At 59.4% G+C, this 16,883-nt stretch carries 16 protein-coding genes; 4 read left to right on the top strand and 12 right to left on the bottom strand.

Features of this window, described 5'->3' with window-relative positions; all coding sequences use genetic code 11:
* Positions 1-3 precede the first annotated feature (3 nt).
* Positions 4-1,215, top strand: coding sequence for an acyltransferase family protein (locus JNB85_RS17980; RefSeq protein WP_220335683.1), 1,212 nt, complete (start codon positions 4-6; stop codon positions 1,213-1,215).
* 160 nt (positions 1,216-1,375) lie between these two features.
* Positions 1,376-2,113 carry a sugar transferase gene (locus JNB85_RS17975; RefSeq protein WP_220335682.1) on the top strand — a complete coding sequence of 246 codons (738 nt, stop codon included), beginning with the start codon at positions 1,376-1,378 and terminating at the stop codon, positions 2,111-2,113.
* Between the two features lie 273 nt (positions 2,114-2,386).
* Here JNB85_RS17975 and JNB85_RS17970 read toward each other — a convergent pair whose 3' ends face one another.
* The 10 genes from JNB85_RS17970 to JNB85_RS17925 form a co-directional block, all read right to left on the bottom strand.
* The gene (locus tag JNB85_RS17970) at positions 2,387-2,794 is read right to left on the bottom strand and encodes a F0F1 ATP synthase subunit epsilon (RefSeq protein ID WP_183749495.1); all 408 of its coding nucleotides are present in this window, start codon (positions 2,792-2,794) and stop codon (positions 2,387-2,389) included.
* Positions 2,794-3,033 (bottom strand): hypothetical protein, encoded by a 240-nt coding sequence (locus JNB85_RS17965; RefSeq protein ID WP_220335681.1) that lies wholly within the window; start codon positions 3,031-3,033, stop codon positions 2,794-2,796. Before JNB85_RS17965 ends, JNB85_RS17970 begins: the two co-directional genes overlap by 1 nt.
* A complete protein-coding gene (atpD, locus tag JNB85_RS17960; RefSeq protein ID WP_183749493.1) occupies positions 3,033-4,460 on the bottom strand; it encodes a F0F1 ATP synthase subunit beta in 1,428 nt (475 codons plus the stop codon). The genes JNB85_RS17965 and atpD overlap by 1 nt, the downstream gene beginning before the upstream one ends.
* A gap of 22 nt (positions 4,461-4,482) precedes the next feature.
* Entirely contained in the window at positions 4,483-5,367 is an 885-nt protein-coding gene (locus JNB85_RS17955) for a F0F1 ATP synthase subunit gamma (RefSeq protein WP_183749492.1), read from the bottom strand.
* 27 nt (positions 5,368-5,394) lie between these two features.
* Positions 5,395-6,924: a F0F1 ATP synthase subunit alpha gene (gene atpA / locus JNB85_RS17950; RefSeq protein WP_183749491.1), complete on the bottom strand. Its 1,530-nt coding sequence runs from the start codon at positions 6,922-6,924 to the stop codon at positions 5,395-5,397.
* Positions 6,924-7,490 carry a F0F1 ATP synthase subunit delta gene (locus JNB85_RS17945; protein WP_220335784.1) on the bottom strand — a complete coding sequence of 189 codons (567 nt, stop codon included), beginning with the start codon at positions 7,488-7,490 and terminating at the stop codon, positions 6,924-6,926. Before JNB85_RS17945 ends, atpA begins: the two co-directional genes overlap by 1 nt.
* Positions 7,491-7,745: 255 nt before the next feature.
* Entirely contained in the window at positions 7,746-8,135 is a 390-nt protein-coding gene (locus JNB85_RS17940) for an AGROH133_08824 family phage infection protein (protein ID WP_220335680.1), read from the bottom strand.
* A gap of 78 nt (positions 8,136-8,213) precedes the next feature.
* Positions 8,214-10,430: a primosomal protein N' gene (locus JNB85_RS17935; RefSeq protein ID WP_220335679.1), complete on the bottom strand. Its 2,217-nt coding sequence runs from the start codon at positions 10,428-10,430 to the stop codon at positions 8,214-8,216.
* Between the two features lie 54 nt (positions 10,431-10,484).
* Entirely contained in the window at positions 10,485-11,633 is a 1,149-nt protein-coding gene (locus JNB85_RS17930; RefSeq protein ID WP_220335678.1) for an AAA family ATPase, read from the bottom strand.
* Between the two features lie 25 nt (positions 11,634-11,658).
* The gene (locus tag JNB85_RS17925) at positions 11,659-12,603 is read right to left on the bottom strand and encodes a GNAT family N-acetyltransferase (protein ID WP_220335677.1); all 945 of its coding nucleotides are present in this window, start codon (positions 12,601-12,603) and stop codon (positions 11,659-11,661) included.
* A gap of 143 nt (positions 12,604-12,746) precedes the next feature.
* Between JNB85_RS17925 and JNB85_RS17920 the strand changes: the two genes are divergently transcribed.
* Positions 12,747-13,682 carry a tyrosine recombinase XerC gene (locus JNB85_RS17920; RefSeq protein ID WP_220335676.1) on the top strand — a complete coding sequence of 312 codons (936 nt, stop codon included), beginning with the start codon at positions 12,747-12,749 and terminating at the stop codon, positions 13,680-13,682.
* Between the two features lie 87 nt (positions 13,683-13,769).
* Positions 13,770-14,846, top strand: a complete 1,077-nt coding sequence (locus tag JNB85_RS17915; protein ID WP_220335675.1) for a TraB/GumN family protein — start codon at positions 13,770-13,772, stop codon at positions 14,844-14,846.
* A gap of 12 nt (positions 14,847-14,858) precedes the next feature.
* Here JNB85_RS17915 and JNB85_RS17910 read toward each other — a convergent pair whose 3' ends face one another.
* Both JNB85_RS17910 and lpdA read right to left on the bottom strand, forming a co-directional pair.
* A complete protein-coding gene (locus tag JNB85_RS17910; protein WP_220335674.1) occupies positions 14,859-15,359 on the bottom strand; it encodes a cytochrome b in 501 nt (166 codons plus the stop codon).
* A 103-nt stretch (positions 15,360-15,462) separates the two neighbouring features.
* Positions 15,463-16,866 carry a dihydrolipoyl dehydrogenase gene (gene lpdA / locus JNB85_RS17905; RefSeq protein WP_220335673.1) on the bottom strand — a complete coding sequence of 468 codons (1,404 nt, stop codon included), beginning with the start codon at positions 16,864-16,866 and terminating at the stop codon, positions 15,463-15,465.
* Between the last annotated feature and the right edge of the window lie 17 nt (positions 16,867-16,883).

Genomic DNA, 16,883 nt, shown 5'->3' with positions numbered 1-16,883 from the left:
GACATGCAACAGCAGGACCGGGTGGCCGGAGCGGATTTCTTGCGTGCAGCCGCCTGCCTGTTTGTCCTCACCCATCATCTCATTCTGCGCGTCGACCTCAACAAGACCGAGGAATGGCAACCGATGCTGACCGCCCTGCGCTTCGGCAATTTCGGCGTCGCCATCTTCTTCATCCTAAGCGGCTTCCTGCTGGCCCTGCCGTTCTGGCGTTCCCTCGATGCCGGTTGCGCCATGCCTGACCTGCGCAGCTATGTGCTGCGTCGCGCGGCCCGCATCGTACCCGGTTATTGGGTAGCTTTGACGGCGGGCTTCATCCTCAGCGCCACACTGCTTGGGCATGCACTGACGCCGGAACTCGTTATGCGCTATATCAGCGGGCTCTTCTTCATGAACCAGTGGCACTGGCGCACTTTCTTTCCTGTCGAAGGCAACGGCCCGCTCTGGTCCATATCTTTCGAAGTAACGAGCTATGTGCTGCTGCCGCTCGGTTTCCTCTGGCTTTTCGCTATCCCGGAAAAACATCGTTCTCCGCTCAGCACGCGCCTTGCTTGGCTCGGCATCATTGCCGTGACGCTGCTTGCCCACGAGACCTTCCGCACGCTTGTTCCCCCCAATGAGATCGACCGCGGCTGGCAATATGGCATGCAGGGCGGCGCGAAGGAGTGGATGCCCAACTACAATCCTATCGGCTTTTTCGCCGTTTTTGCGCTCGGTTCACTCGCAGCCGGCATTCAGATCCTGCTGCCGCGAAAGCCACGTATCTGGTTCGACATCATCGCATTCGCCTGCCTGGGCGCCGCCGGCTTACAGCTTCCGCTTTCGACAGGTGGACCTTGGGAAGCCTATGGATGGCTCGGGATCCCCTATGCCTTTCCGCTGTTTGCGGTTCTGATCGCTGTCGCGCTTGTGACCCTCTCGCGCTCCGCGCGGCTCGCGGTGCTGCTCGACAATACTTTCATACGCTTCACGGCAACCGTCTCATTCGGCATCTATATCTGGCAGGACATCGTCCTGAACTCGATTCAGACGATTGCTCCGGCCATATTCGGGATCGGCAAAGACGATCCGCTGCGAGACTGGTTTCTCGGCTGCGCATTTGCGACCGCGATCATTTTTCTTCTCGCAAGCCTTAGTTACTTCGCCCTCGAACGACAGGTAATACGTCATGCCGCACGCATAACGCGTAAGGATTCTGTCATTACTCAATATAGTTAATCCCAACTCGTCCAAAATATCGGAGACATATTCGAAATACTCCCAAATTTGGCTCGATTATGGTTACGAAAACAATAAGGAAGCTCGTGACAAATTAATCTATTCCATGTATTTGTGCCGGCGCGGTACATCATATGAGTATTTCCACGGACGTTGCTTAATGAATGTGTTTACGTCAAACAAGTTTCAAGACATGGCTTTCTCTGCAAAAGCAGTGAGGATGAAGGCTTTCGATGCAGCGAATTCCAATATTCGCCAGCCCGAAAGCTTTGCCTCGTTGAGTGGCCGGAGCAGGCTTCAGTTTGGCTTGAAGAGGGCTTTCGACATTTTGGGGGCAACAAGCGCGCTGGTCATCCTGTTTCCCGTTCTTCTGACGATCGCTCTTTTTATCGTGATCGACGACGGCGGGCCGGTGTTTTTCCGGCAGATTCGCTGGGGTCTGAAGGGTAGCAAAATCACAGTCTACAAGTTCCGCTCCATGCGGGTCGATCTCTGCGATCCCACCGGCGTCGAACAGACGGTCAAGGGCGATCGGCGCGTAACGCGGATCGGCGCCTTCCTGCGCAGGACGAACATCGATGAACTGCCGCAGCTTCTCAACGTCATCAAAGGCGATATGGCGCTGATCGGCCCCCGCTGCCACGCTATAAACATGCGCGCAGCCGGCATGCTCTACGAGGAACTGGTTCCCGACTATCATTACCGCCATCTGATGCGGCCGGGCATTACCGGCCTCGCCCAGACGCGCGGCTGGCGCGGCCCGACAGAACGCCCGACGGAGGCCCGCGCCCGCATCGCTAGCGATATCTATTACATCAGAAATTTCAGCCTCTGGCTGGATCTGAAGATCCTGTTCCGCACATTGCTGTCCGAACTGCGCGGGGGAACAGGCTTCTAGTCCAAGACGCTCTTACGAAGGAATTCTCCGGCACAGGCGGTCAGAAGCCGCCTGTTTTCTTTTCCGTGGTCCGAGTGGAAACAACAGCCCTCGCCGCGATGAGAACTTCCTGCCCGGCATCAAGAAAGTCTGCAGGGCGTCTCGGCTCGCCTCCATACGGTTCTCCGGGTTGCCGGTGATGCATTGCGAATGGCTGAGCTCGTTGCAGCGGGCTTGGAAAAAGAAAAGCGGCCTTGAAAGACCGCTTACTCTGCCTGTTGCTGGCTGTGCCGATCAATCCTGCTGGACGACGCCACGCAGATGGGTCAATTCCATGATGAAATGCTCGAGCTTCGACTTGTGCTCGTGATGCTCGGCATCTTCGAGTTCCTTCTTCGCAGCTTCGATGCGACGGGTCAGTTCATCTTTGTTGAGTTCTTCGACCGGAACAGCCGATTCTGCAAGCAGCGTGCAGCCGGTCGGCAGAATATCGGCAAAGCCGCCGAATACGACATAGTTCTGCTTCGAACCGGAGGCGGAGCGAACGCTTACAATGCCCGGCTTGACGGTCGTCATCGTCGGGGCATGGTTGGCCATAACAGTCATTTCGCCTTCAGTCGCGGGAATGACGACCTCGGTCACCATCTGCGACAGCAGCAAACGCTCCGGCGAAACGAGCTCAAAGTTGAAATTGTCAGCCATCAGTGACTTACCTTCTCGGCTATGGCTTTTGCATCTTGCAATTTGGTCCCGCAAAACGGGCAGTGCAGTATCGCATGGTCGAGATAACCGAGGCCTTCCTCGGTCTGGGCCAGTCCGACAACCATCATCATCACGCCGTTGTCGGCACGGTAGATGGTCGGCGCAACCGGCTCAGGAAGCTCTGCAACGACACTTTTAAGGGTGTCGCAGCAGAATACCTCGTCCTGAGCGTCGCTCATCAAGCGGCTGCGAGCTTCTTGGCCTTCTCGATAGCTTCTTCCATCGAGCCAACCATGTAGAAGGCAGCCTCCGGCAGGTGATCGTACTCGCCGTTGACGAGGCCCTTGAAGCCCTTGATCGTGTCTTCGAGAGCAACCAGCTTGCCCGGCGAACCGGTGAAGACTTCGGCAACGAAGAACGGCTGCGACAGGAAGCGCTCGATCTTGCGGGCGCGGGCAACCGACAGCTTGTCTTCTTCGGACAGTTCGTCCATGCCCAGGATCGCGATGATGTCCTGCAGGGCCTTGTAGCGCTGCAGCGTCGACTGAACCTTACGAGCAACTTCATAGTGCTCTTCGCCGACGACCATCGGGTCGAGCATGCGCGAGGTGGAGTCGAGCGGATCGACGGCCGGGTAGATACCCTTTTCAGCGATCGAGCGCGACAGAACCGTCGTTGCATCCAAGTGGGCGAACGAGGTTGCCGGTGCGGGGTCGGTCAAGTCGTCGGCGGGAACGTAAATGGCCTGAACCGAGGTGATCGAGCCTGTCGTCGTCGTGGTGATGCGTTCCTGCATCTGGCCCATGTCGGTTGCGAGCGTCGGCTGATAACCAACGGCCGAAGGAATGCGGCCGAGCAGAGCCGAGACTTCCGAGCCAGCCTGCGTGAAGCGGAAGATGTTGTCCACGAAGAACAGAACGTCCTGGCCCTGGTCGCGGAAATGTTCAGCAACCGTCAGACCCGTCAGAGCGACGCGAGCGCGGGCGCCCGGCGGTTCGTTCATCTGGCCATAAACGAGCGCAGCCTTGGAGCCTTCGCCGCCGCCATGCTTGTTGACGCCAGATTCGATCATTTCGTGGTAAAGGTCGTTGCCTTCGCGGGTACGTTCACCCACGCCTGCGAAGACCGAGTAACCACCGTGCGCCTTGGCGACGTTGTTGATCAGTTCCATGATGAGAACGGTCTTGCCGACGCCTGCACCGCCGAACAGACCGATCTTGCCGCCCTTTGCGTAGGGAGCGAGAAGGTCTACGACCTTGATGCCGGTGACGAGGATCTGCGCTTCCGTGGACTGCTCGACGTAAGCCGGAGCGTCCTGGTGGATGGCGCGCTTGTGAGCGGTGTTCAGCGGACCAGCTTCGTCGACCGGCTCGCCGATGACGTTCATGATACGGCCGAGCGTTTCGTCACCAACCGGAACCGAGATCGGAGCGCCGGTATCGGTAACCTGCTGACCGCGAACGAGACCTTCGGACGAGTCCATGGCGATCGTCCGGACTTCGTTTTCGCCCAGATGCTGAGCGACTTCGAGAACCAGACGGTTGCCGTTGTTGTCGGTTTCGAGCGCGTTCAAAATCGCCGGCAGTTCGCCTTCGAAAGCAACGTCGACGACGGCGCCGATAACCTGGGTGACTTTGCCGACAGAGCGGGTAGCTGCCTCAGCCATTTTCTTACCCTCTTTCCCTAACTCAGAGCGCTTCCGCGCCCGAAATGATTTCAATCAGTTCCTTGGTGATCTGAGCCTGACGCTGACGGTTGTAGCTCAGCGTCAGCTTATTGATCATCTCACCAGCATTGCGCGTCGCATTGTCCATGGCGCTCATCTTGGCACCCATCTCGCCCGCGACGTTCTCAAGGAGAGCGCGGAAGATCTGGACGGAGATGTTGCGCGGGATCAGATCGTCGAGGATCGACGCCGGATCCGGCTCGTATTCATAGACAGCGCTGGCATGGGCTGCATCTTCGGCAACGGCTTCAGGAGCCTTCGCCGGGATGAGCTGCTGCGCCGTCGGGATCTGGCTGATCACCGACTTGAATTCCGAGTAGAACAACGTGCAGACGTCGAATTCACCGGCTTCGAACATCTCGATGATGCGCTTGCCGATCTGATCGGCATTCTCGAAACCGATCTTCTTGACTTCGCGCAGTTCCTTGCGCTCGACGATCATCGACGCGAATTCGCGACGCAGGATGTCATAGCCCTTTTTGCCGACGGTGAAGATCTTCACCGTCTTGCCTTCGGCAACCAGTTTGCGAACGTGATCGCGAGCAAAGCGGGCAATCTGAGAGTTGAAACCGCCGCACAGGCCGCGTTCGGCCGTGCAGACGACGAGCAGGTGCACCTGGTCCTTGCCTGTGCCGGTCATCAGGACCGGCGCGCCGTCCGCGTCGGTAACGGCCTTGGCGATGTTCGCCAGGACCGCACCCATACGCTGCGAGTAAGGCCGGGCGGCCTCGGCCGCCTCCTGCGCACGCCGAAGCTTCGCCGCGGCGACCATCTTCATCGCCTTGGTGATCTTCTGCGTCGCCTTGACGGAGGCGATCCGGTTTTTCAGATCCTTAAGTGAAGGCATCCGTTATCGTCCTAACCTAGGGTCCGATTACTGGAAAGACTTGGCGAAGCTGTCGAGAGCAGCAACGAGCTTGCCCTTCGTATCGTCGCTGATAGCCTTTTCCGTGCGGATCGCATCCAGGATAGCAGAGCCTTCCGAACGCAGGTAGGACAACAGGCCCTGTTCGAACTTGCCGACCTGAGCGACCGGCAGCTTGTCGAGATAGCCATTGACGCCCGCGAAGATCACGGCCACCTGCTCTTCCGTCTTCAGCGGCGAGAACTGCGGCTGCTTCAGGAGTTCGGTCAGGCGCGCGCCGCGGTTCAGCAGGCGCTGCGTAGCGGCGTCAAGGTCGGAGCCGAACTGTGCGAAGGCGGCCATCTCGCGATACTGGGCGAGTTCGCCCTTGATCGAGCCGGCAACCTGCTTCATCGCCTTGATCTGGGCCGAAGAACCGACGCGGGAAACCGACAGACCGACGTTAACGGCCGGACGGATACCCTGGTAGAACAGGTCGGTTTCGAGGAAGATCTGGCCGTCGGTGATCGAAATCACGTTGGTCGGAATGAAGGCCGAAACGTCGTTGCCCTGAGTTTCGATGACCGGCAGAGCGGTGAGCGAACCAGCGCCCTTGTCGTCATTCATCTTTGCAGCGCGCTCAAGGAGGCGCGAGTGCAGGTAGAAAACGTCGCCCGGATAAGCTTCGCGGCCCGGCGGGCGGCGCAGCAGCAGCGACATTTGACGATAAGCAACGGCCTGCTTGGACAGGTCGTCATAGCCGATCAGCGCGTGCTGGGCGTTGTCACGGAAGTATTCGCCCATGGCGCAGCCTGCAAACGGAGCGAGGAACTGCATCGGAGCAGGATCGGAAGCCGTAGCGGCAACGACGATCGAATACTTCAGCGCGCCACGCTCCTCAAGAACCTTGACGAACTGGGCAACGGTGGAGCGCTTCTGGCCAACGGCAACGTATACGCAGAAAAGCTTGTCCTGATCCGGGCCGTTGTCATGGATCGGCTTCTGATTCAGGAACGTGTCGAGGATGATGGCGGTCTTGCCGGTCTGGCGGTCGCCGATGACGAGCTCGCGCTGGCCGCGACCAACCGGGATGAGCGCGTCGATGGCCTTGAGGCCGGTCGACATCGGCTCATGAACCGACTTGCGCGGAATGATGCCCGGAGCCTTGACGTCGACGCGCGCACGGCGGGTCGCGTTGATCGGGCCCTTGCCGTCGATCGGGTTGCCGAGAGCGTCGACAACGCGGCCGAGCAGTTCCGGACCAACCGGAACGTCAACGATCGCGCCGGTACGCTTGACGGTGTCGCCTTCCTTGATGTCGCGGTCGGAGCCGAAGATAACGACACCGACATTGTCGGATTCAAGATTGAGCGCCATGCCGCGGATGCCGCCGGGGAACTCGACCATTTCACCAGCCTGGACGTTGTCCAGGCCGTAAACGCGAGCGATACCGTCACCAACGGAAAGAACCTGGCCGACTTCCGAGACTTCTGCCTCTTTGCCGAAGTTCTTGATCTGGTCTTTAAGAATTGCGGAAATTTCCGCAGCGCGGATATCCATCAGCCGACCTCTTTCAATGCAAGCTTAAGGGTAGAGAGTTTGGTACGAAGAGACGTATCAATCTGACGGGACCCGACCTTGACGATCAGACCACCAAGAATTGACGGATCAACCGTGACAGCAATTGCCACGTCTTTGCCGGTGACGCCCTTCAGCGCCGCCTTCAATTCACTTTCCTGCTCTGCGGAGAGAGCATGGGCCGAAGTCACTTCGGCAGAAATTTCGCCGCGCTGATTGGCAGCAATGATACGGAAGGCCTTGATCATGCCCGGCAGGGCAAAGAGGCGGCGGTTACGCGCCACGACCTTGACGAAATTGGCAAAGAAGCCCGATAGACCAGCCTTTTCGCTGATTGCAACGATGCCCTTGAGCTGATCTTCTGCGGAGAAAACCGGGCTCTGGACAAAGCGCTTCAGGTCGTCGCTTTCGTCCAGCATGGCCTGGAAACGGTCGAGATCGGCGGTAACGCTGTCGACTGCGCCTTCTTCGAGCGCCAGCTCGAATAGCGACGAGGCATAGCGCTCTGCAACACCAGAAGTAAGCTGGGACGTGTCTGCCACGGGCACAAATTTCCCTGATTTCAATTCAAAATCGGACGTCCGGCGGGCGCCGAACCTATGACTTTGAATTCGTTTTGATTTCCCCCAGAAATCGCAAGAGAAGCCTCTTGCTTCTTCCGAAATTCGGGGTCCGTCTAACATAGGATGTTCGGACTCGCAACACGCGTAACGTCCGAATACGTGTTTCGCATGATTTTCTGTCTGCAAAATTACGCAGACGCCCGAAAGCGGTCAGCGAAACGCTTTAATTTCTGCTTTGGATCAGCCCTGCAGGAAGCCGAATACGTGCAGCAACGGCAATGCCGCGATGGTCACTTGCACAACCAGAAGTATATAGTTGAGGAGCGTGCTTCCCCTATCTGACAGGATGGAAATGATCCGCGCGAACGCTGCCATTGCGAAGGATGCGCCGAGCGCCAGATAGGTCCAGTCCTGCGCCAGCATGACCGCGGCAACCCCGAGACCGAGATAGAGGCCGCCCATGGAGCGCACTTCGCTGAAACCTTCACGCCGTTCGCCCCGTGGCGCCAGACCGAAGGCCTGCATGGCAAGACCGGGCGCGAACATGATGACGAAGCCGGCAAGCGCGGTGAAGGCCGCTGCGCCAAAGGCAAGCTGCTCGCCAAATTCCGTCGGAAAGTAGAATTCCATGCCTCACCCCAAATCGTCAGCTGATTCTGCGTTTATGCCATGACCGGCCACATCCGGAAAAGCCAAGGCGGAGATGATCTACAGGAAGCTCTGCGGGTCGATATCGAGTTGCACCTGAACCGAGCCCCGCTCCTTCGGCGCTTGCGACAACATCGCGCGCAGATAGGCCTGCATGTCGGAGTTTCGGCGTCCATGCACCAGCAGACGGAAACGATGACGGCCGCGTACCAGCGCCAACGGCGCTTCCGCCGGGCCCAGGACGGAAATGCCCGACACCTGCGGTGCGGCATTGCGAATGCCGCGCGCGTGATTTTCCGCATCGTGTCGCGTGTCGGCAGAAACGATGATGGAGGCGAGCCTACCGAAAGGCGGAAGGATCGCACGCTCCCGTTCACTTATTTCGCGCTCGTAAAAGGCCCGTGCATCGCCCGAGACGATCGCCTGCATGACGGGATGCTGCGGCTGATAGGTCTGCAGCAGGCCATGGCTCTTCAGGCCCGTTCGACCGGCACGGCCAGTAACCTGCGAGAGAAGCTGGAACGTCCGCTCCGCCGCACGCGGATCGCCGTTGGCGAGGCCAAGATCCGAGTCGACAATGCCAACCAGTGTCATCAGCGGAAAATTGTGCCCCTTGGCGACAAGCTGCGTACCGATGACGATATCCGCCTCGCCCTTGGCGATGGCATCAAGCTCCAGCCGTAGCCGTTTCACTCCACCCATGATGTCGGAGGAGAGCACGATGGTGCGCGCGTCAGGAAAATGCCGTTCCACCTCTTCGGCAATACGTTCCACGCCCGGCCCGCAGGCCACGAGATGATCGAGCGTTCCGCATTCCGGGCATGCCTCCGGCGTCGGCTCATTATGACCGCACTGATGGCACTGCAGCTGCCGGCGAAAGCGATGTTCCACCAGCCAGCTTGAACATTGCGGGCACTGGAAACGATGGCCGCACACACGGCAGAGCGTCAGCGGCGCGTAACCCCGGCGGTTGAGGAAGAGCAGAGCCTGCTCGCCCTTCTCCACCGTCCTGCCGATCGCCCGGATCAGGACCGGCGAGAGAAAACCGCCGCGTTCCGGCGCATGACGCCGCATGTCGACCAGATGCAGATCGGGCAGCGCGGCATCGCCGAAACGCGTCGGCAGGTGGATCGTGCTGTAGCGTCCGCTCTGGCCGTTGACCTGACTTTCGACCGAAGGCGTCGCTGAAACGAGCACCACCGGAAAATCGCCGATCCGGGCTCGCACGACGGCCATGTCCCGCGCATTGTAATAGACGCGGTCTTCCTGCTTATAGGCAGGATCATGCTCTTCATCGACAATGATGAGGCCGAGATCTTCGAAGGGCAGGAACAGCGCCGAACGCGCGCCTGCGACGACCCGCACCTCACCCGTCACCGCCTGCCGCCAGACCTTTTCGCGCGTGCGCGGCGCGAGATCGGAATGCCACTCCGCAGGTTTCGCGCCGAACCGGTTCTGAAAGCGTTCCAGGAAGCTTGCCGTGAGCGCGATCTCCGGCAGCAGGATCAGCACCTGTTTGCCGCGCCTCAGCGTCTCGGCAATCGCTTCGAAATACACCTCAGTCTTGCCGGAACCGGTCACGCCGTCGATGAGCGAGACTGTAAATTCGCCCTTGCGCACCTCATCCAGAATTTCTTCGGCAGCTTCCTTCTGCGGACCCTCGAGGCGGGAGCCGATGAAATCCGGATCGGGCTTGGCGACGACAGGTGGTGGCGGCAGGAAGATGGTTTCGAAGATACCCTGCGCGATCAGACCGTCGACGACGCTGGTGGAAACACCCGCTGCATGCGCAAGGCCGGTCCGTGTCCAGGACAGCCCGTCCGCGGCGGTATCGAGCACGCGGGCGCGCGCCGGCGTCATCCGCTCGGGCTCACCGCCGATAAAGCGCAATCCTTCCACCATCGGCTCCGGCTCGAAGGCATTCGGCGCCCTCAGCGCCATGCGCGCAACCAATCCCGGCGGAGAAAGCGTATAGGCGGCGACCCAGTCGATAAAATCCCGCATTTCCTTGTTGAGCGGCGGGCAATCGAAGACATGGGTGATGGGCCGGAGCTTCTTGGGATCGACGCCATCCTCGCCACCATCCCAGACGACGCCGATCACCTGGCGGGGGCCGAGCGGCACCTGTACGACCGAGCCGGGCTCGACCGCCATGCCTTCAGGCACCGAGTAGGAATAGGGTTTTGGCGCCGGCATCGGTACCAGGACCGGAACCGTGCGGTTCACGGGCGGGGCTTCGAAAAGCGCACCAAAAAGATCGGACGAATCTGTGCTCATCGCGGCAGACCATGCCCGCAACCAGAGAAAAATGAAACCCGCCGGAAATGACGCTTAATCGTCGTCATCGTCTTCACCGGCGATCGCTCCCGTCAGCCGCATGCCTTCGATCCACGTGGCGCCGTTTTCTCGGATAACCTTTCGCGGGCGAACGCCGCAGCGTTCGCGCACGGCCTCTGCCAGTTGCACCGAATGAGTCACGATCCAGACCTGGCTGCTCTTTGACGCTTCAGCGATCATGTCGGCGAGAGGCACCAGCATGTCGGGATGCAGGCTCGCCTCAGGCTCATTCAGGGCGATGAGCGGCGGCAGCCTGTAGGAGAGCAACGCGGCGGCAAGACCGAGAAAGCGAATCTGCCCGTCAGACAATTCACGCGGATGGAAGACGCGGTGCGGGAAGTCCGGCAGCATCAAGCCAAATTCCGCTGTCTCGAGCGGTTCCGGCACGACCAACCGTGCGCCGCCCAACGCCGATGCCAGGATCCTATCGAGCTCAAACGTATCCTGCCGCGTATGGGCGAGCGTCGCAAAGACGGCGGCGAGATTGGCACCATCCTCGTCCAGCATAGGGCTGGTGACGGCAAGGCAGGGATGGCGAAGCGGCGAAGCCCTGTCCGTGCGAAAACCGTGGAAAAAACGCCAGTTGCTGACGATACGGCGGAAGGCAGCTATCTCGGGAAAATGACCGGCATCGCCGAGCAGAGCGATTGCATTCTCCGATGTCATTGCCTCGTCAGGATAATCCTGCATCCGCCCTGCCGCATCGCGAACGGAAATGCCGGGACCGGCGCGCTTCATCATTGTCACGGCGCGGCGACCGGCTTCGACGGAAAGTTCCTCGGCCTTGATCTGCGGCTCCAGCGCAAAACCTGCCGCATCTATCGGCGGACGCAGCCCAGCCTCGACATAATATCGAAATGTGATCGCCCGCTCTTCGTCGACAATCTCTACCTCCAGACGAATGCGGGCAGGACCGTCGGATTTACGACGTGTCCCCGACCAGAGGGCCGAGAACATGCCGCCCTCGGAGGCAAGCTCATAGGCCAGCCGCCCGCGAACCGCCGCCTGCACAAGCTGCAGCGCACGATAGAGATTGGACTTGCCGGCACCGTTCTCGCCGAGAAATAACGTCGTATCCGCCAGATCCATGCGGATCGAGCGCAGTGACCGATAATTCTTGGCAAACATGGAGCGAAGACGCATGCTTCCGCTTTAGCGCAAAGCAACGCTAAAAAGAATGGGCCGCAATGGGCTCCGGCAACAGTTGCCGAGACACAGGCACGAAGCGTGAGTCGCCATCAACAGCCATGTCATGGACCGTGTGCCTTTCCAGCGCCTTCGTCACCTCGTTCAGATCGCCGTCGAGCTCTTCTGCGGGAATGAGATTGCCGATGACGAAATCGAAACGGTCACCCTTCTTGTTCAGGAGTTCATAGAAGACCGTCATGTCGCGCAGTTCGGTCGACCATTTGGCAAACCAGTAGAAGAGCCCGGAATTGCGCGCCGTCATGTGAACAGGGAGGATCGGCAGACCGTACTTGCGGGCAAGGCCGACGGCGGAGGTTTTCCACGGCCGCTCGTTCAATCGCCCGTTCGCCCAATAGGCGATGCGGCCCGAAGGGAAGAGCACGGTCGCCTTGCCTTCCTTCACCGCATGGTTGGTGAGCTGCAGCGTCTCGCGCGCTTTGATTTTGCTCTTGAATTCCTCGCGCCATTCGACTGGGATGATCATTTCTGCAAAGCGCGGATTGACGCGTACCGCATCGCGGTTAGCGAAGAACATCATATCCGGCCGGCGCGTCTTCAGCAGATCGAACACTGCTACGCCATCGGCAATGCCGGTTGGATGATTGCTGACGAGAATGAAACCGCCGAATGCCGGAATGCGCTCGGCATTGGTGACGTTGATGTCGAGCTTCAGCAGGTTGCTCATATATTCGAACGACTGGAAGCCCGGCATGTTGGCGACATCATTGGCGAATTCGATCGCCTTATTGTAGCGCAGCAGCGTATAGAGAAACGGCCGCATGAGCGGCCACAGAGGATGGCGGACGATCTTCTGTCCGCGCTCGGCAATCAGCGTATCGACGATATGGCCGGGCTTTCCGTGTGAAACCAGGGCAATCGCTTCCGCGAGCTGTCCAAAGGCCGTCATGGAATCGCGCTGTGCCATGAAAATTCCTATTTTACGGAAGCTATAAGCTATCTCAATGAATTATGATCGATACATGACAAGAGCTTGGCAAGCATTAGCAATTCCATAACGCCACTGTTTCAGAATTGGCGTCACGGAAATCAAATTCAAGAGCCATGACCGTGAATGAACTCCTGATCGTCGCCGATCCGCACCTGATGGCGGAACGAAGCGCCTGGCTCGAAAACCTCGCCCGGGAACGCCGCCTTTCCGACCATACGCTCGATGCCTATGAGCGTGACACGCGTCAGTTCCTGACCTTCATGACCGGTCATCTCGGCGGTCCGACAACGCTGCGCGATATCGAGGCGCTGCGCCCGGCAGACTTCCGCGCCTTTTTGGCGGCTCGGCGCAAGGAGGGCTCCGGCGCTCGCTCGGTAGCCCGCAATCTCGCCGGCATTCGCTCTTTCCTGCGTCACCTTGAGAAGAAGGGCCTCGCGAATGCGGCAGGCGCCGGCGCCGTGCGATCTCCGAAGCAACCGAAATCTCTTCCGAAGCCTCTGTCGGACAGACAGGCCATCACCGTTGTCAGCAACGAAGCCCAGCTCCATGACGAGCCATGGATTGCCGCGCGCGATGCCGCCGTCATGACGCTGCTTTATGGTTGCGGCCTGCGCATTTCCGAAGCGCTCGGCCTGACGCTCGCCGATATCAAAGCCGGCACGACGACGCTGCGCATCACAGGCAAAGGCAACAAGACGCGCCTCGTGCCGTTGTTGCCCATCGTTTTCGAAGCTGTCGAGAAATATCGAGCGCTCTGCCCCTTTCATCTTGACGAAGGCGAGCCGCTCTTTCGCGGCGCCCGTGGCGGTCCGCTGCAGCCTGCCATCGTCCAGCGCGCCATGCAGAAGCTTCGGAGCGCTTTCGGCCTGCCGGAAACGGCGACGCCGCATGCACTGCGCCATTCCTTCGCCACGCATCTGCTGGCCGGCGGCGGCGACCTGCGCACCATTCAGGAATTGCTCGGCCACGCCAGCCTCTCCACCACGCAGATCTATACCGGCGTCGATGCATCAAGGCTTCTGGAAGTGTATGATAAGGCGCATCCGCGCGCGTAAGCCTTCGTTAACGCTGTCTCTTAAAGGAATATGCGCAAGCCCGGCGTAGAGCATGAGGCTTGAAGCACATGTGACCGGATTACCATCATGACGATCTCCATCGGCCACCGCACTTTGCGTATCGCGCAGCCGGGCAATGTCCTGCTCTGGCTGATCGCCGCCTTTCACATGCTGCTTGCCGCCGCATTGCTCGCTGTCGTCTTTTCCGTCACGCCGGCCGATGCCGCCGAGGACAGTTGCACCGGAAAGAACCTGCTGACGGAGCTGCAGCAGAACGAACCGGACCGATATGCCGAAGCGGTGAAAGAGGCAGATGCCACACCGAACGGCAAAGGCATCTTCTGGAAAATCGAAAAACCGGGTTTCAAAACCTCCTGGCTGCTCGGCACCATGCACGTCACCGATCCGCGCGTCTTGAACCTGCCGGCCCGCGCGCAGGAAGCCCGTGACGGTGCCGACACGATCGTCATAGAATCAGACGAGGTCCTCGATGAGAAGAAGGCCACTGCATCGCTTCTGATGCAACCGGACCTGATGATGTTCACGGACGGCACCACTATTGAAAAGCTTCTTTCGCCTGAAGACTATACCCGCCTCGAAACCGGGCTGAAGCAGCGCGGTATCCCGCTCTCGGCCGTTTCCCGCATGCGCCCCTGGATGATTGCCAGCGCCGTGGCGCTGCCCGCCTGCGAGATCGCCCGCAAGGCCCAGGGCGTGCAGTTCCTCGATCAGAAGATCGCTGCCGACGCGGCCGCTGAAGGCAAGCAGGTCAAGGGGCTGGAAACCCTGGCAGAACAGCTGCAGGCCATGGCCGAGCTGCCGATCGAATTTCATCTGAAGTCGCTGATTGAGACCTTGGAACTCGGAGCCAAGATGAACGACGTGGTCGAGACCATGACCGATATCTATCTCTCCGGCGATATCGGCATGACCATGCCGATGCTGAAGACGGTCACGTCCGAAGGCAGCGACGAGGACAGCGACTACGCCGCCTTCGAACAGCGCATCATCCTCGACCGCAACAAGGTGATGGCTGAGCGCGCCGCCCCCATCTTCGCCAACGGCAACGTCTTCATGGCCGTCGGAGCCCTGCACCTTCCGGGCAAGGAAGGTGTCATCGAACTGCTGCGCCAGCAGGGCTTCACGGTCACGGCGGTGAACTGACCGCCTTATCGCCTAACCGACCGTCATCCGCCGCAATGCATCTGTCTTCCAATAGAACTGGTGGGCCAGCGCACCAAAGACATGCGCGACAATGACGATCCAGAGGATGAGCTTCAGGACGTCAGCATGCAGCGTGCCCAATGCTTCCACACCAAAATAATAGACCGCAATGCCTGAAGCCGGCAGGGCAAGCAGCAGCAGATAGAGGCTCGTATGCGCGAGCCGCGCTGCGAGCCGAAAGATCGCCGATTCGTCTGCGGCTTCAGGCGGTATACCCTGTACGAAACGCAGGCCGAGCCTCAGGATCGTCATAAGCAGGATCGCGATACCCACATAGGCGTGGATATTGGCCGAAGCGATCTGTTCCGGCGATGGCGTGTCGCCATGACGGACAAGCCGGTACCAGGCATTCATGCCGTCAGGCAAAAGAAGATTGAAGAGGACCAGGAGCACGGTCGTCCAGTGAAGGAAACGCTGGGAGAGGCTGTAGCCGACAACAACGCGATCATTCATTTTCTTGTCTTTCGTCAAATAGTTAGCAAAGCTTGCCTGTCAAATAAAAAACGCCGCCTGCCCGAAGGCAAGCGGCATTATGAATGATTGCTGATATTTAATCTTACAGATGGATAGGCTTGAAGAAGGCGGCGAGCGCTGCTTCCTTCACCGCTTCCGACATGGTCGGATGCGCATGGCAGGTGCGGCCGAGGTCTTCTGCCGAACCGCCGAATTCCATCAGCACGGCAATCTCGTGGATCATTTCACCGGCGCCGAAGCCGACGATATGGCCGCCGAGCACGCGATCGGTTTCCTTGTCGGACAGGATCTTCACGAAACCTTCGGTCGCCAGCATCGCGCGGGCGCGGCCGTTTGCCGTGAATGGGAACTTGCCCACCTTGTAAGCGACACCGGCGGCCTTCAGCTCTTCCTCGGTCTTGCCGACGGAGGCGACCTCCGGCTGCGTGTAGACGACGCTCGGGATGACGTCGTAATTCACATGGCCGTGCTGGCCGGCAAGGATTTCGGCAAGTGCCACCCCTTCGTCTTCGGCCTTGTGCGCCAGCATCGGTCCCTTCACAACGTCGCCGATCGCGTAGATACCCTCGACATTGGTCTTGAAGTGGCCGTCGATTTCGACGCGGCCACGATTGTCGAGCTTAACGCCGGCTTCTTCCAGGCCAAGGGCTGCCGTGTAGGGAATGCGGCCGGTCGAGATCAGCACCACATCGGCTTCGAGCGTCTGGGCCGCACCACCTGCGACCGGCTCGAACGTCACCTTGGCGCCATTTTCAGCCTTTTCAACACCGGTCACCTTGGAGCTCAGTTTAATATCGATACCCTGCTTGCCGAGCATGCGCTGGAACTGCTTGGAGACATCGGCATCCATCGCCCCGAGGATCTTGTCGAGAAACTCGATGACCGTCACCTTCGTGCCCAGACGCGACCAGACCGAACCGAGCTCGAGGCCGATGACGCCGCCGCCGACGACGATCATGGTTTCCGGCACCTTTTCCAGCGCGATAGCGCCGGTGGAGGATACGATGATCTTCTCATCGATATCGACCTTGACGCCCGGAATGCCGGCGACGTCGGAACCCGTGGCGATGACGATGTTCTTGCCTTCGATCTCCTGAACCGTGCCGTCTTCGGCGGTCACCGAGACCTTGCCGGCAGAAACGATCTTGCCAGTGCCATGGAAGGCATCGATCTTGTTCTTCTTGAACAGGAAGGCAACGCCGTCGACATTGGACTTTACCGTCGCATCCTTATGCGCCAGCATTTTTTCAAGATTGAGCTTCGGAGCGGCTACTTCGATGCCAAGCTCTTCCATGTGATGCGTTGCGTGAAACATTTCGGAAGCATGCAGCAGCGCCTTTGAAGGGATGCAGCCGACATTCAAGCAGGTGCCGCCATAGGTGGCGCGCTTCTCGACGACGGCGACCTTGAGGCCGAGCTGGGCAGCCTTGATTGCCGCGACATAGCCGCCGGGGCCGGTTCCGATAACAATCACATCATAGGACATTGCTTTTTCCTTTTACG

Source organism: Rhizobium mesosinicum (assembly GCF_019511345.1).
Taxonomy (GTDB): Bacteria; Pseudomonadota; Alphaproteobacteria; order Rhizobiales; family Rhizobiaceae; genus Rhizobium; species Rhizobium mesosinicum.
This window is presented reverse-complemented; position numbering and strand designations above follow the sequence as displayed.